This is a genomic window from Azotobacter armeniacus, from assembly GCF_054779355.1.
Genome location: NZ_BAAGYK010000136.1, coordinates 29,252 through 43,299 on the forward strand (window position 1 = coordinate 29,252; position 14,048 = coordinate 43,299).

At 65.2% G+C, this 14,048-nt stretch carries 8 protein-coding genes and 4 pseudogenes; 8 read left to right on the forward strand and 4 right to left on the reverse strand.

Going from position 1 to position 14,048, the window contains the following annotated elements; translation table 11 throughout:
• Positions 1-86 precede the first annotated feature (86 nt).
• Both ACYVD0_RS18410 and ACYVD0_RS18415 read right to left on the reverse strand, forming a co-directional pair.
• On the reverse strand, positions 87-1,664 hold the full coding sequence (locus tag ACYVD0_RS18410; RefSeq protein ID WP_460428158.1) for an ABC transporter substrate-binding protein: 1,578 nt from the start codon (positions 1,662-1,664) through the stop codon (positions 87-89).
• Between the two features lie 544 nt (positions 1,665-2,208).
• Positions 2,209-3,445: pseudogene (locus tag ACYVD0_RS18415) on the reverse strand (RNA-guided endonuclease InsQ/TnpB family protein).
• Between the two features lie 776 nt (positions 3,446-4,221).
• Between ACYVD0_RS18415 and ACYVD0_RS18420 the strand changes: the two are divergent.
• The 8 genes and pseudogenes from ACYVD0_RS18420 to ACYVD0_RS18455 form a co-directional block, all read left to right on the forward strand.
• Positions 4,222-4,530: pseudogene (locus tag ACYVD0_RS18420) on the forward strand (IS4 family transposase); the annotation flags it as partial.
• A gap of 274 nt (positions 4,531-4,804) precedes the next feature.
• A pseudogene (locus ACYVD0_RS18425) lies at positions 4,805-5,387 on the forward strand (hypothetical protein); the annotation flags it as partial.
• 58 nt (positions 5,388-5,445) lie between these two features.
• Positions 5,446-6,123, forward strand: a complete 678-nt coding sequence (locus tag ACYVD0_RS18430) for a response regulator (protein ID WP_460428159.1) — start codon at positions 5,446-5,448, stop codon at positions 6,121-6,123.
• On the forward strand, positions 6,120-7,511 hold the full coding sequence (locus ACYVD0_RS18435) for a sensor histidine kinase (RefSeq protein ID WP_460428160.1): 1,392 nt from the start codon (positions 6,120-6,122) through the stop codon (positions 7,509-7,511). Before ACYVD0_RS18430 ends, ACYVD0_RS18435 begins: the two co-directional genes overlap by 4 nt.
• Positions 7,512-7,813: 302 nt before the next feature.
• Complete coding sequence (gene rpmB / locus ACYVD0_RS18440; RefSeq protein WP_460428161.1) at positions 7,814-8,050, forward strand: large ribosomal subunit protein bL28; 237 nt, start codon at positions 7,814-7,816, stop codon at positions 8,048-8,050.
• Positions 8,051-8,061: 11 nt separating this feature from the next.
• Positions 8,062-8,217, forward strand: coding sequence for a 50S ribosomal protein L33 (gene rpmG, locus ACYVD0_RS18445; protein ID WP_012703270.1), 156 nt, complete (start codon positions 8,062-8,064; stop codon positions 8,215-8,217).
• 129 nt (positions 8,218-8,346) lie between these two features.
• Positions 8,347-9,840, forward strand: coding sequence for an aldehyde dehydrogenase (locus tag ACYVD0_RS18450; protein WP_460428162.1), 1,494 nt, complete (start codon positions 8,347-8,349; stop codon positions 9,838-9,840).
• A gap of 57 nt (positions 9,841-9,897) precedes the next feature.
• Positions 9,898-11,034: an MFS transporter gene (locus ACYVD0_RS18455; RefSeq protein ID WP_460428163.1), complete on the forward strand. Its 1,137-nt coding sequence runs from the start codon at positions 9,898-9,900 to the stop codon at positions 11,032-11,034.
• 15 nt (positions 11,035-11,049) lie between these two features.
• On the opposite strand, the pseudogene ACYVD0_RS18460 reads toward ACYVD0_RS18455, so the two are convergent.
• Together ACYVD0_RS18460 and ACYVD0_RS18465 are read right to left on the reverse strand one after the other, a co-directional pair.
• Positions 11,050-12,238 (reverse strand): annotated as a pseudogene (locus tag ACYVD0_RS18460) (phospholipase D family protein).
• Positions 12,239-12,295: 57 nt separating this feature from the next.
• Positions 12,296-13,612 (reverse strand): NAD(P)/FAD-dependent oxidoreductase, encoded by a 1,317-nt coding sequence (locus ACYVD0_RS18465; protein WP_460428164.1) that lies wholly within the window; start codon positions 13,610-13,612, stop codon positions 12,296-12,298.
• Positions 13,613-14,048 lie beyond the last annotated feature (436 nt).

Below are 14,048 nucleotides of genomic sequence, written 5' to 3' on the forward strand. Positions count from 1 at the left end.
TAATCGCGCAGCGTTACCTGCCAGCGGCAGTGCAGCTGCCGCCTTCGCGGGTTTTCTCTCTGTCGATCACCGGCTCTGCGCCGCCCTCACTTGTCCAACTGCACCTTGCTGAAGTCCTGGCGACCGAACGGGTTGGCCTGGTAGCCCTCTACGCCCTTGCGGATCAGCACGGCGGCGGTGGGGTGGGCCAGCGGCAGCCAAAGCGCCTGCTCGCGGATCAACTGCTGTGCCTCCTTGTATAGCCGAATGCGCTGCGCCTGTTCGCTGCTGCGTTTGCCCTCGGCGATCAGGCGGTCCAGTCGTGCGTCGCAATGGCGGGAGAAGTTCAGTCCCGACTCGACCGAGGCGCAGGCGAACTGCGGGGTGAGGAAGTTGTCGGGATCGCCGTTGTCGCCAGCCCAGCCCATGAACAGCAGGTCGTGCTCGCCGGCCTTGGCGCGGCGGATCAGTTCGCCCCATTCGATCACCCGGATCTCCGCCTGAATGCCGATCCTGGCGAGATCGGCCTGCAGCAGCTGGGCGCCGAGCGCGGGGTTGGGGTTGAGCAGGCTGCCTGCCGGGCGTGTCCAGATAGTGGTTTTGAAGCCTTCCGCCAGCCCGGCCTTGGTCAGCAGTTCGCGGGCCCGGGCCGGATCGTGGGGGTAGACCGGCAGGTCGGCGGCGTAGCTCCAGGTAGTCGGCGGATAGGGGCCGTCGGCGGGCTGCGCGCTGTCTTCGAACACCGCTTTCAGGTAGCTGACCTTGTCGAAGGCGAGGTTGATGGCCTGGCGCACCTCAGGCCTGTCCAGCGGCGGGTGCTGGCTGTTGAGGGCGACGAAGGCGGTCATGAAGGCCGGGGTGGCGACCGTCTCGAGCGTCGGGTCGTCCTGCGCCGCGCGCACGTCCTGCGGCTTCGGCGACAAGGCGATTTGACACTCGCCGCGGCGCAGGCGCTGCAGGCGCACATTGGCGTCCGGGGTGATGGCCAGGATCAGTCCGTCGACCGCGGGCGGGCCTGCGAAGTAATCGGGATGGGCCACGTAGCGCACCAGCGCATCCTTCTGGTAGCGCTTGAGCACGAAGGGGCCGGTGCCGACCGGCTGGCTGTCGAGCTTCTCCGGTGTTCCGGCGGCCAGCAGCCGGGCGGCGTACTCGGCGGAATAGATGGAAGCGAAGCCCATGCTTAGGGTGGCGAGGAAAGTGGCGTCGGGACGGGCGAGGGTGAAGCGCACCCGCAACGGGTCGGCGGCCTCGACCTTTTCGATCAGCGCAGCGAGCTGCATCGACTGGGCGTGGGGATAGCCGCTCGGCGCCGTCCCGTGCCAGGGGTGGTCGGGATCGAGCATACGCCGGAAGCTGAACAGCACGTCCTCGGCGGTCAGCGTCCGGCTCGGGGTGAACCAGGGCGTGCGGTGGAAGGCCACGCCTTCGCGCAGGCGGAACTCGTAGACCAGGCCGTCCGCGGAAACCTGCCAGTCCTGCGCCAGGCCGGGCCGCAGCTCGCCGCTTCGCGGATCGAACTCGACCAGGCGGTCCATCAGCACGTCGGCGGAGGCGTTGGTGGTGGTCAGCGAGTTGTAGCGCACCACGTCGAATCCCTCCGGGCTGGCCTCGGTGCAGACGACGAGGCTGGCGGCCTGGGCCAGCAGCGGGGCGAACAACAGGGGAAGGAGGGCGAGACGCATGCAGAGCTCCTGAAGCGGCTGACGGGCGGGGTATTCCGGCGAAGGGGGTTATTCTGGAGCAGTTTCCCTGGAAAATGCTTCGCTTGCCGCCAAGGCGTTGCTACGAGGGAAGCCATCTGCCTTGGTTATCCTTCCCTTCCGCTGTACCCATTTCAAGCGGATGGCGATATCGGTGAAGGTATATGAACTACTTCACCCACTCGCAATAGACCTGCTCGGTGCGGATGGAGTATTGTCTGACGCGAATCCGGTCGCGCCTCCGATCGAGCAGCCTGGGCTTGCCGTCCATAGTGCATAACTCCCAACGCGGTCACCGTGACCACGAAACCCGCAGCCTGGACAGGGAGAGCGAGAATGACAAGGAATGTTATGCACCGCTTGGATAATTAGAGGCCGCAAGGCAATGGACGCAGAATTGACATCCTCCCCGCCCTCTCGCTTCGCTCGCAGCCAAGCTGGAAGGGCGGGGATTCCTACGGCGCTAGGCGGCTTTCGCCGCGTCGTCGCTTCGGCGGGTTCCTCGGCTTTGGCCTCCTGCGTCGCTCTACCTCCTGCATCCATGCAGTCGTGCTGCTGACGGCTTGACAGCACCGTTCACTTCACAGGCGAGCCGGGCATGGTCCTGCCCTTCGAGCGTTTTCAATCCGCGCTCACGGATGTTCCTGGCCGCCACCCGGTCGGCGTTCTCGCTGTGGCCGCAGGCCACACAGAGAAACAACGATTGAGTCTGGCGATTGTCGGCGTGAGTATGTCCGCACTCGGGGCACTGCTGGCTGGTGTGCCGGGGCGGCACGGCCACCAGCCAGCCACCGGCCCACTGAGCCTTGTAGTCGAGCTGGCGGCGAAACTCGCCCCAGCCCCTGGTCCAGGATCGAGCGGTTGAGCCCGGTTTTCTGCCGAACGTTCTTGCCGGGCCGCTCGGCGCTGCCCTTGGCCGACCGGCTCATGTGGCTGACCTGCAGATCCTCGACACACGCCAGCGCGTGGCTTTTGCTGATGGCGTGTGACGCTTTGTGCAGGTAGTCGTTGCGGGCGTTGACGATCTGGCGGTGGATGCGCCGGACCCGAGCCTTGGCCTTGAGCCAGTTGCGCCCGAACTTGGTCTTGCGGGCCATCTGCCGCTGGGCCCTGGCCAGCCGATGCTGGTGCCGGGCGAAGCTGCCCAGCGGTTCCAGCACGGTTTCCTTGTGCCCATCCCAGAGCGTGGCGAAGCGCACCACCCCCAGGTCGATGCCGACCGCCAGCGGGGAGGCGTGGAGCGGAATCGCGACCTCGCGCTCCGTCTGGATCGAGACGTACCAGTGGCCGGCGCCGAGGCTGACCGTCACGTTCTTGACGGTGCCCAGCACGGGCCGGCTGTGGCGGTATCGCAGCCAGCCCAGCTTGGGCAGGAAAATCCGGCGGTTGCCCTGGTCGAGCTTGATCTGTTTTGGGTCGGGATAGCGGAAGCTGTCGTGCTGGCCACGTTTCTTGAAGCGGGGAAAGTCGGCGCGTTTGGCGAAGAAGTTCTGGTAGGCCCGGTCGAGGTCTTTGAGGGCGTGTTGCAGTGGATGTACCGGAGCCTCTTTCAGCCACGGCGTTTCATCGCTGTTGCGCCAGGCCGTGAGCTGCTTGGCCATCGGGACATAGCCGATGTACTTCTCGCCGGCCTCGCGGTTGGCCTGCTGGAGTGCCAGCGCCTTGTTGAACACGAACCGGGTCATGCCTGCGAATTGCCGCAGCTTGCGCTGCTGCTCGCCGGTTGGCTCGATGCGGAACTTGAAGGCTTGGCGTCTGAGCATGAAAAATACTGGCTATGCGTACAGGTCAGAGTATAGGGCCGCTTCGCAGCCCACGCTATCCTTCCCCGCACTGGAAGTACGGGGTTTGTCGCGCTACTGGATCAAGGCCGTCGTCGGAGCCCTGTACTAGGAGGTTCGCAAAGATTTTCCGTTCTTCGGCATCTGTGGTGCAGTCGTTGGGTGGCTGATGGTTGTGCAATACCATTTGAAAGGGAGCGGTATCGCACCTAGAGATTCGTGGGCAGATGCACTGTTCTCCGACTTTGTTTCCTTCAGCGCCTTCGGGTTGGTATTTATCGGCCTTCTTGGCCTTGGATCGCTCGTTACGTGCCTGAACGCATTCAAGGTCAGTTGGCTAAAGTTGGAGCAGGTTGTCTCTCATCTTCAAGTGCGGCTCGCGCAACTCTCTAGCTCAATCATCTCATTCACGCTAGGTCTGTCTGGATTCTCCCTCGTCCACTCTGCATTCACAATTACCGCAGGCGGTGCAGCCTTAGCAGCTCTCGTCGTCCTGTTTAATTACCTCCTTGTAAGTGCTCGAAGAAAAATAATCCGATATTTTTCCCCTGCATTGCCCGTGCAAGCCACTGAAATACAGGGGTTGGTCTGGTTCGGAACAGCAGAAAGCCCGGGGAAATTTCGCTCGAGCACTTAGTGGGATTTGTCTCTGAGTGATCCCCAGAAATTTTCCCGAAAAATCAAAAGCATAGGGCTTGAAGAGGCCTGCATGGGCGGGCACGTTGGTTGTCGCCAAACTGACCGATGTCCCCATACCCATGCAGACCGTCCACTTCTTGCACGCCGCCTTCGCCAAGGCACTCCCCACGATCCATGCCCGCCGCCTCGAAGCCCTGATGGCCGCGGTGGCCGCCCTGCTGCAAGGCCGTAGCCTGAGCCTGACTGCGCTGGGGCGCTTCCTGCCCGGCTCTGCCTATCCCAGGCATGCGATCAAGCGGGTCGACCGCCTGCTCGGCAACCGGCAGCTGCAGGCCGAGCGGGGGTTGTTCTACTGGGCCATGCGCCGCGCCCTGCTGGGGTCGCTCAAGCATCCGTTGATCCTGGTGGGCTGGTCGCCGATCGATGCCATCGACTGCCGGGGGGAGTTTACTCAAAGACCTTGAGAGGGGTGCTATTAGACGCCTGGGGGGCAGGGGGCGGCGCATCGGCTGGCCGGTTGCTGGGGGCGTGGGGCGATCTGCCTGTTGCGCCCCACCTTCACCGGTCGTTCAGCACAGGTTCAGACAGGGTTCAGTCGAGGTTCAGTGGTCGGGATGCAGGATAGATGGCGGAAGTCGCTTAGCCAACTATCCGTACCGGGAGTTCCGCGATGAACAAGCTGTCTTTCCTACCCCTTGCAGCCTGCTCGGTGTTGTCGCCGCCGGCGCCCAGGCCGATGACTACTTTGTCGGCATCACCCTGGGCGAAACCACCAACAACATGGAGCGCAGCAACTCGCTGCATCGGAACATGGGCGAGCCGAAGAAATGGGATGATGTGATCAAGAACAGCGGTACTTGGGGCCTGCGCGTCGGCCGCATCAAGGAGGAAAGCCGCTACTACACCACTTACGAGTACGTTTCGGACGACTACCACCGCGCCCTTAAGCTTCGCCAGAATAACCTGCTCGGCAGCTATGATGATATGTTTCTCCCCGCCGACCTGTTCATCCCCGGAGCGACGACCCGCCTGTTCGGCGGCGCTACCCTCGGGCTGACCAAACTGGAGCAGAACTCGCCGGGTCACAGCCGCGACAGCGATATCATGGCCGGCCTGCAGGCCGGTGTCCTCCAGCCCGTGACGGACCAGTCCTCGCTCGAGGACAGTTTCCGCTACCTGTGCAAGTAATGCGTCGACCGAAGTCAAGCAGCATGGCGGCCCCAAGCTGGGGTCGATCGATCTGCACAGCAGCAAGCAAGCCTACCTGGGGGCAACTACCACTTTTGATCCGGATTGTGCGGATGACCGGCCCGCCGTCCGGTCATCCGCACAGGAGCAGGAGTATGAGATTGCTGGTGGTGGAGGATGAGGCACTGTTGCGTCACCATCTACAGACACGCCTTGTGGAGGCCGGTCATGTGGTCGGTGCGGTTGCCAATGCCGAGGAGGCCTTGTACCAGGCCGGCGAATACCGTTACGACCTGGCAGTGATCGACCTTGGCCTGCCGGGCATCGGTGGGCTGGACCTGATTCGCCAGCTGCGCAGCAATGGCCGGCAACTCCCCATCCTGATCCTCACGGCCCGCGGGAACTGGCAGGACAAGGTGGAGGGCCTGGCTGCCGGTGGCGACGATTATGTGGTGAAGCCTTTTCACTTCGAGGAGCTGGAGGCCCGCATGAATGCGCTGCTGCGTCGTTCGTGTGGCTTCACCCAGGCCAGCATTGAGGCTGGTCCGCTCCGCCTCGACCTCAATCGCCGGCAAGCCTCCATCGGGGGCGGGCCCCTGGCCCTGACGGCCTATGAATACCGGATCCTCGAATACCTGATGCGTCACCATCAGCAGGTGGTCGCGAAGGAACGGCTCATGGAGCAGCTGTATCCGGATGACGAAGAGCGCGATCCGAACGTCATCGAGGTGCTGGTCGGGCGCTTGCGCCGCAAGCTGGAGACGCATGCCGGCCTGAAACCGATCGAGACGGTCCGCGGCCACGGTTACCTGTTCACCGAGCGCTGCAGGTGAGCCGTCGTCGCTGGCGCTGGCCGTGGCGCCGAGCCGAGGCCGGGACTCCCCTGTCGCTGCGCATGCGCCTGATGACCGGGGCGGCCTGCCTGGCCTTGCTCTTCATGCTGGCCCTGCTGGCGGCCTTGCAGGAGGCGTTCAGTCGAACCCTCGAGGGCATGATCGAAAAGCGGCTGGCGGCGGACGCCGCGACGCTGATCAGTGCTGCCGGGCTGGATGATGGGCGCCTGGTCATGCCAGACAGGCTCCCGGACGAGGAGTTCAACCTGCCAGATGCCAGGGTGCTCGGCTACATCTATGACCGCCATGGCGAACTGGTCTGGCGCTCGCGCTCAGCCGAGGACGAGTCCATCGAGTATCGGCCGTTGTTCCAGGGGGGCATCACCGAGTTCCTGCGCATTCATGACGCGGAAGGCCTGGAGTTCTTCGTCTACGACGTGGAGCTTCGCCTTGCCAGTCGCGATGATTTCGCCTATAGCTTCGTCGCCATGCAGCCGACCAGCGACTACCAGGGGCTGCTTCGCGAGTTTCTCCGGCAGCTGTACCGCTGGCTTGGCGGAGGCCTGCTGGTCCTGCTGGTGCTGCTCTGGATGGGATTGACCTGGGGCTTCCGCTCGCTGCGCCGGCTTGGCGCCGAACTCGACGAGGTCGAAGCCGGGCAGCGGGAGCGGCTGAGCGAGCGCCATCCCCAGGAGCTGCTGCGTCTGACCGGGTCGCTGAACCGCCTGCTGGACGGCGAGCGACGCCAGCGGGAGCGTTATCGGAACTCCCTCGGGGACCTGGCCCACAGTCTGAAAACACCGCTGAGCGTTTTGCAGGGCGTCTGCGAAGTGGCCGCCAGCCAACCCCGGCAGCGAGGGCAGGCTCAGGTCATGCAGGCACAGATCGAGCGCATGAGCCAACAGATCGACTATCAGCTGCAGCGGGCCAGTCTTGGAAAGAGCGGGCTGGTTCGCCACCGGGTGGAATTGCGCCCGCTTCTGGAAAGCCTCTGCAGTACGCTGGACAAGGTGTACCGGGACAAGCCGGTCCGGGTGGAGCTGCGGCTTCCCCGCGAATGCCTGGTGCCGATGGAGCGGGGCGCATTGATGGAGCTGCTCGGCAATCTGCTGGAAAATGCCTATCGGCTATGCCAGCAGCGGATACGGGTCTGCGTGATGGTTGCCGACGAACTGCTGCTGGATATCGAGGACGATGGTCCCGGCATTCCTCCCGAGCAGCGGGTACACATCCTGCGCCGGGGCGAGCGCCTGGATACCCAGCATCCGGGGCAGGGGATCGGGCTGGCCGTGGTGCAGGACATCCTCGATAGCTATGGCGGCGAACTCGGCCTGGGCGATTCGGAGTTTGGCGGGGCCGCCTTCCGGATTCGCATTCGCATGGACTGAGGTCGCATGTGGGACATGCGTCCTCCTCTCCGGAACCCTGCGTCGAAAGGAGCGCCCGGCCATGCGCCGGCTCTGCGCGAGCCCCTGCAATTCTTGCCCAATGGGAGGCTTTCTGATATAAAGCAGCGCTCTTTTCTAGGGGCCCGCTTCCTGCGTTGGCAGTGACAGCCGGTCAGACCCCGATGAATCGTGGCGCAGCAGGCGTGCGGAAGCCTTTCGCACGAATCGCCGGGCGCCGAATGACTGAAAGATAAGCGGCCAACCCATGCCGGGTTGGGCATGTGGTTTTTGAGGGCTGAGGCATGTCGAGAGTCTGTCAAGTGACCGGTAAGGGTCCGGTTACCGGGAACAACATTTCCCACGCGAACAACAAAACCCGCCGTCGTTTCCTGCCGAACCTGCAGCATCACCGCTTCTGGGTCGAGTCCGAGAAGCGTTTCGTGCGTCTGCGCGTTTCCGCCAAGGGCATGCGTATCATCGACAAGCGCGGTATCGACGTTGTACTGGCCGAGCTGCGTACTCGCGGCGAAAAGGTTTGAGGAGCTGAATCATGCGTGAACTGATCCGTCTGGTGTCCAGCGCCGGTACCGGCCACTTCTACACCACCGACAAGAACAAGCGCACCACCCCCGACAAGATCGAGATCAAGAAGTACGATCCCGTCGTGCGCAAGCATGTGATCTACAAGGAAGCCAAGATCAAGTAATTGATCCGGCTGCCCAAGAAGCCCGCCTCCCGGCGGGCTTCTGCGTTTCCGGGCTCCGCGCCCGTATTGAAAGCCCTGGATGCGGAGGGTAGGGTGTTTCGATCGCTCCATTGACGAGAGGATGCTCCCATGAACACCCCGACGCGCACCGACTGGGAAGAGCGTGCCCGCAGCCTGACCATCGAGGGTCGCGCCTTCGTCGACGGCCAGTACCTGGCGGCCGCCGACGGTGCGACCTTCGACTGCCTGAGCCCGATCGACGGCCGCCTGCTGGCGCAGGTGGCCAGCTGCGCCGCGGCCGATGCCGACCAGGCGGTGGCGGCGGCGCGCCGGAGCTTCGAGGGCGGCCGCTGGTCGCGCCTGGCGCCGGCCAGGCGCAAGGCGGTGATGATCCGCCTGGCCGAACTGCTCGAAACCCACCGTGAGGAGCTGGCCTTGCTGGAAACCCTGGATATGGGCAAGCCAATCAAGGATGCGCTGAAGATCGACGTGCCGGCCGCAGCACGCGCGCTGCGCTGGAGCGGCGAGGCGATCGACAAGCTCTACGGCGAGGTGGCCGCGACCCCCGACGACGAGCTGGGCCTGGTCACCCGCGAGCCGATCGGCGTGGTGGCGGCCATAGTGCCGTGGAATTTCCCGCTGCTGATGGCCTGCTGGAAGCTCGGTCCGGCGCTGGCCAGCGGCAACTCGGTGATCCTCAAGCCCTCGGAGAAGTCGCCGTTGACCGCCATCCGCCTCGCCCGGCTGGCGCTCGAGGCAGGCATTCCGCCCGGCGTGCTCAACGTGCTGCCGGGCTACGGCCACAGCGTGGGCAAGGCGCTGGCGCTGCACATGGACGTCGACTGCCTGGTGTTCACCGGCTCGACCCGGGTCGCCAAGCAGCTGATGGTCTATGCCGGCGAGTCGAACATGAAGCGCGTGTGGCTGGAGGCCGGCGGCAAGAGTCCGAACATCGTCTTCGCCGACGCACCGGACCTCAGGGTCGCCGCCGAGGCTGCGGCAGGCGCCATCGCCTTCAACCAGGGCGAGGTGTGCACCGCCGGCTCGCGCCTGCTGGTCGAACGCTCGATCAAGGATGCGTTCCTGCCGCTGCTGCTGGAGGCGCTGAAGGCCTGGCAGCCCGGTCATCCGCTGGACCCGGCGACCAGCGTCGGCGCCCTGGTGGACCGCCAGCAGCTGGATACCGTGCTCGGCTACATCGAGGCCGGGCAGAGCGAGGGCGCCAGCCTGCTGACCGGCGGCAAGCGCATCCTCGAGGAGACCGGCGGCACCTACGTCGAGCCGACGGTCTTCGACGGGGTGAGCAACGCCATGAAGATCGCCCGGGAGGAGATCTTCGGCCCCGTGCTCTCGGTGATCGCCTTCGACACCCCGGAGGAGGCCGTGCGGATCGCCAATGACAGCAGCTATGGCCTGGCTGCGGCGCTCTGGACCCGCGACCTGTCCAAGGCCCACCGCACCGCCCGGGCGCTGCGTGCCGGCAGCGTGTGGATCAATCAGTACGACGGCGGCGACATGACCGCACCGTTCGGTGGCTTCAAGCAGTCCGGCAACGGCCGTGACAAGTCGCTGCATGCCTTCGACAAGTACACCGAGCTTAAGGCCACCTGGATCAAGCTGTGAGGGCGATTTCCTGACGTGGCCCGCCCGGGACGCATGCCGGCCCCGGTAGTGGCTCCCATGCCCTGGGCCAGTTACTGCGCCGTCTGTGCGGCGGTGATCAGTGTCGGGCTGGCCCTCGGGATGAGCCTGCCGCTGGTCTCGCTGCGCCTGGAGGGCTGGGGCCATGGTGCCTTCGCCATTGGCGTGATGGCGGCGATGCCGGGCTTCGGCGTGCTGCTCGGCGCGTCCCTGGCCGGTCGCCTGGCGACGGTCTTCGGCGCGGCGCGGCTGATGCGCCTGAGTCTGCTCGCCGGGGCACTGTCCGTGGCGCTGCTGGCCCTGCTGCCGAGCTATCCGCTATGGCTGGTGCTGCGCCTGTGGCTCGGTGTGACCCTGACCCTGGTGTTCATCCTCGGCGAGAGCTGGATCAACCAACTGGCCGTGGAGGCCTGGCGTGGTCGGCTGGTGGCGCTGTACGGCACCGGCTATGCGCTGAGCCAGCTGTCCGGTCCGCTGCTGCTGGCTCGGCTGGGGACCGCCGGGAATGCCGGTTTCTGGACTGCGGTGCTGCTCATGCTCGGCGGCGCGCTGCTCCTGCTCGGGCGCCGTGGTGCGCCGCAGATGGACGCCCGGCACGGCGTTGGGCGCGGCCTGGCGGAGTTCTGTCGGCGCCTGCCGACGGTGGCCTGGGCGGTGGTGCTGTTCGCCGCCTTCGAGGCGATGATCCTCACCCTGCTGCCGATCTACGGCCTGCGCCAGGGGTTGGACCAGGCGACCGCGTTGCGCCTGGCCAGCACGGTGGTGATCGGCGATGCACTGCTGCAACTTCCGCTCGGCTGGCTTGCCGACCGGGTGCCGCGAAAGGCCCTGTTCCGCGCCTGCGGTCTGGTCCTGCTGCTGGTCAGCCTGGCTGTTCCACCATTGCTGCAGAGCGCCTTCATCTGGCCGCTGCTGATCCTGTTCGGCGCCAGCGCGGGTGGGCTGTTCACCCTGGCCCTGATCCTCGTCGGCGAGCGCTTCCGCGATGCGGCGCTGGTCCGCGCCAACGCCCATGTGGCCCAGTTGTGGGGCATCGGCTGCCTGCTCGGACCGCTGACCACCGGCGCGGCCAGCCAATGGCTGAGCAGTCATGCACTGCCGCTGTTCATGGCCGTTGGCGCAGCCGGCTTCCTTCTGCTGGAGATGCGCCGTACGGTTCCCGACGAGGCCGTATAGCTTTGCCCACGCCGGTTAGAGCATATTTTCCAAGCCGATCAGCCCCGCCAGCCAGGCATTGAAATGGCGCCAGAAGCTGCCGGCTTCTGTTTCCAGTTCGTAGCGGCGGCCATTGTCCTCGGCTAGCCAGATCAGCCGCTCGACCAGGCGCACCTCGTAGCTGATCGTCGGTTGCATTCCCTCCAGGGTCAGCTCTCGCATCCGCTCGGCCAGCGCGGGGCTGTCCACCAGCACGCCGACCTCGGTGTTCTACAGCAGCGAGCGGGGATCGAAGTTGAGCGAGCCTATGAACACCTTGCGCCGGTCGAGGATCACTGCCTTGTTGTGCAGGGCAGAGGCCGACGAGCTGCTCCAGTGCTAGCCTGACCCTTGGCGATCGCCCTGCCGGCGCATCTCGAACAGGCGCACGCCATGCTCCAGCAGGGGGACGCGGTACGCAGCATAGCCGCCGTGCACGGCCGGCACATCGGTGACTTCCAGTGAGTTGGTCAGCAGGCGGATGTCGACGCTGTGGTCGGCCCGGGTGGTCAGGTAGATGAGCTCGTCCCCGGTGGGCACGAAGTAGGCAGAGATCATCAACAGCTCCGGGGAGACCTCCTGCAGGTCTGGCGCCAGTTGTGCGCCGAGCAGGTCGATGTCGGTGAAGTTGAGCTCCGGCTTGGCGTCGAAGTACTCGTCGCCGAGGTTGCGCCCGCCGACGATGGCCACGCTGGCAGAGCTTGTTGTGCATGCGGCGGTGCTGTCGGGCGAGGTGCATCAGGCGCCCGAGGCTGCGGGTGACCCCGTTGATCCGACCCAGATGCAGCGGATTGAACAGACGGAAATGGATGTTCGGATGGGCGGCGAGCAGGGCGATCTGCTGGTCGCGACCATCACTGGTCGTGTCGTCGAGCAGGATACGGATACGTACGCCACGATCGGCGGCCTGCAGCAGTTCCTCGAGCAGCAGGCGGGTGCTGAGCCCGTCGTGGACCAGGTAATATTGCAGGTCGATACTGCGCTGGGCCGTGTGAATCAGCTCGGCGCGGGCGGCGAAGGCCTCGCCGCTGTTGGCCAGCAGGCGGAAGCCGGATTGCCCGGTGGGATGCGTTTCGGCCAGCCTCTCGATGGCTTCTCCGAGCCGGGAGCCCTCGGCCGGCAGCGCCTGGCTGGGAGGCCGTGGGGCCGGGCTGGAGCAGCCGGCGAGGCAGAGTACGACCAGCACAAAAGGCGGGCGTACATCAGGCCTCCCGATTACGTCATCACGTCCGAGCGCTGGGTTTCAGCATAGCTCCTTGAGCCGATACCAGAGCATGCCCAGGGCCAGCAGCGGCGCGCGCAGGCGCGGGCCGCCGGGGAAGGTGGGGTGCGGCACCCGGGCGAACAGATCGAAGTCGTGGCGGTGCTGCCCGGCGATGGCCTCGGCAAGCACCCGTCCGGCCAGATGGGTGGCGTTCAGCCCGTGGCCAGAATAGGCCTGGGCGTAATAGACGTTGGGCTGTCCGGCCAGGCGGCCGATCTGCGGCAGGCGGTTGGCGCCGATGCCGATCATCCCGCCCCACTGGTAGTCGATCCGCACCCCGGCCAGCTGGGGGAACACCTTGAGCATCTTCGGCCGCATGTAGGCGGTGATGTCCCGCGGGTCGCGCCCGGAATAGTGGCAGGCACCGCCGAAGAGCAGGCGGCGGTCGGCAGACAGCCGGAAGTAGTCCAGCACGACGCGCTGGTCGCTGACCGCCAGGTTCTGCGGCAGCAGCTCGGCGGCCAGGGCGGGGGAGAGCGGCTCGGTTGCGATGAGATAGCTGCCGGCCGGCAGCACCTGGCCGGCCAGCGCCGGTTCGAGGTCGCCGATATGCGCGTTGCAGGCGAGCACCAGGCTGGCGGCGCGGATCCGGCCGCGGGCCGTGTGCACGCAGACTTCGTGGCCGTGATCGATCTTCGTCACCGCCGAGCGCTCGAACAGGCGCACACCAAGCGACTGCGCCGCGGCGGCCTCGCCGAGCAACAGCTTGAGCGGATGCAGATGGCCCGAGCCCCGGTCCAGCAGTCCGCCGCAGTAGCGTCCGGAGCCGATCACCTCATGCATCTGTCCGGCCTCCAGCAGGCGCAGTTCGTGGCGGTAGCCGAGCGCCCGCAGCTCGGCGCACTCTGCCTGGAACTGCTCGACATGCTGCGCCCGGGTGGCCAGGTCGCAGTAGCCCCAGATCAGGTCGCAGTCGATGGCATGGCGCTCGATCCGCCGGCGGACGATCTCCAGTGCCTCCAGGCCCATCCGCTTCAGCGCGCGGACGCCGTCCGCGCCGAGCAGCGGGCGGAAGCGCTCGAGGTTGTGGCCGAGCCCGCGGATCAGTTGCCCGCCGTTGCGCCCGCTGGCCCCCCAGCCGAGCACGCGGGCCTCCAGCAGAACCACCGAGAAGCCGCGCTCGGCCAGCTCGAGGGCGGTGTTTAGCCCGCTGAAGCCGCCGCCGACCACGCACACGTCTGCGCGCAGCTCGCCCTCCAGCGTCGGAAACGCCGGCAGTGGGCCAGCCGTGGCGACGTAGTAGGAAGGGGCGTGGCCATCCGCTTGGACGGGTATGGCGGGTACTGTTTCATTCATTGGACAACTTCAGTACGGATCGAATAATGAAGGATACGGATTTGCTCGCGCAGCCGGTCCAGCAACCGGGGCTTGCCGTCCATGGTGTATAACTCCCCGAAAAGGCACCAGCCTCATGCTGGAGGCCGCAGCCTACAAGGAGGTTGCCAGCATTGCCAAGGGAATGTTATGCACCAGATGGTGTGTTTGTTCACACCATTTGGTGTCGAATAGTAGTTACCCAACAATATTCACCATCAGCGTAGGGAAACGTAAATGATGTGGAATCAATCGCCGAAAAAACAGAAAAAATCAGTTATACCCAGCACGGGGCTCCGGCGGAGCATAACGAAGTTACTAATCTTTTAAAAAGTAATGTCATGCTGCTGTATATCGGCAGTCCGGGTGGCGGAAAAACGATCTCACCAGCTCCGGCAACTTCTGGATTCTGCGCAGC

Bases quoted from the DNA above. Each gene is read 5' to 3' on its own strand.
- rpmG (WP_012703270.1), top strand. From the start codon at position 8,062: ATGCGTGAACTGATCCGTCTGGTGTCCAGCGCCGGTACCGGCCACTTC.
- ACYVD0_RS18410 (WP_460428158.1), bottom strand. From the start codon at position 1,664: ATGCGTCTCGCCCTCCTTCCCCTGTTGTTCGCCCCGCTGCTGGCCCAG.
- ACYVD0_RS18450 (WP_460428162.1), top strand. From the start codon at position 8,347: ATGAACACCCCGACGCGCACCGACTGGGAAGAGCGTGCCCGCAGCCTG.
- ACYVD0_RS18455 (WP_460428163.1), top strand. From the start codon at position 9,898: ATGCCCTGGGCCAGTTACTGCGCCGTCTGTGCGGCGGTGATCAGTGTC.
- rpmB (WP_460428161.1), top strand. From the start codon at position 7,814: ATGTCGAGAGTCTGTCAAGTGACCGGTAAGGGTCCGGTTACCGGGAAC.
- ACYVD0_RS18430 (WP_460428159.1), top strand. From the start codon at position 5,446: ATGAGATTGCTGGTGGTGGAGGATGAGGCACTGTTGCGTCACCATCTA.
- ACYVD0_RS18465 (WP_460428164.1), bottom strand. From the start codon at position 13,612: ATGAATGAAACAGTACCCGCCATACCCGTCCAAGCGGATGGCCACGCC.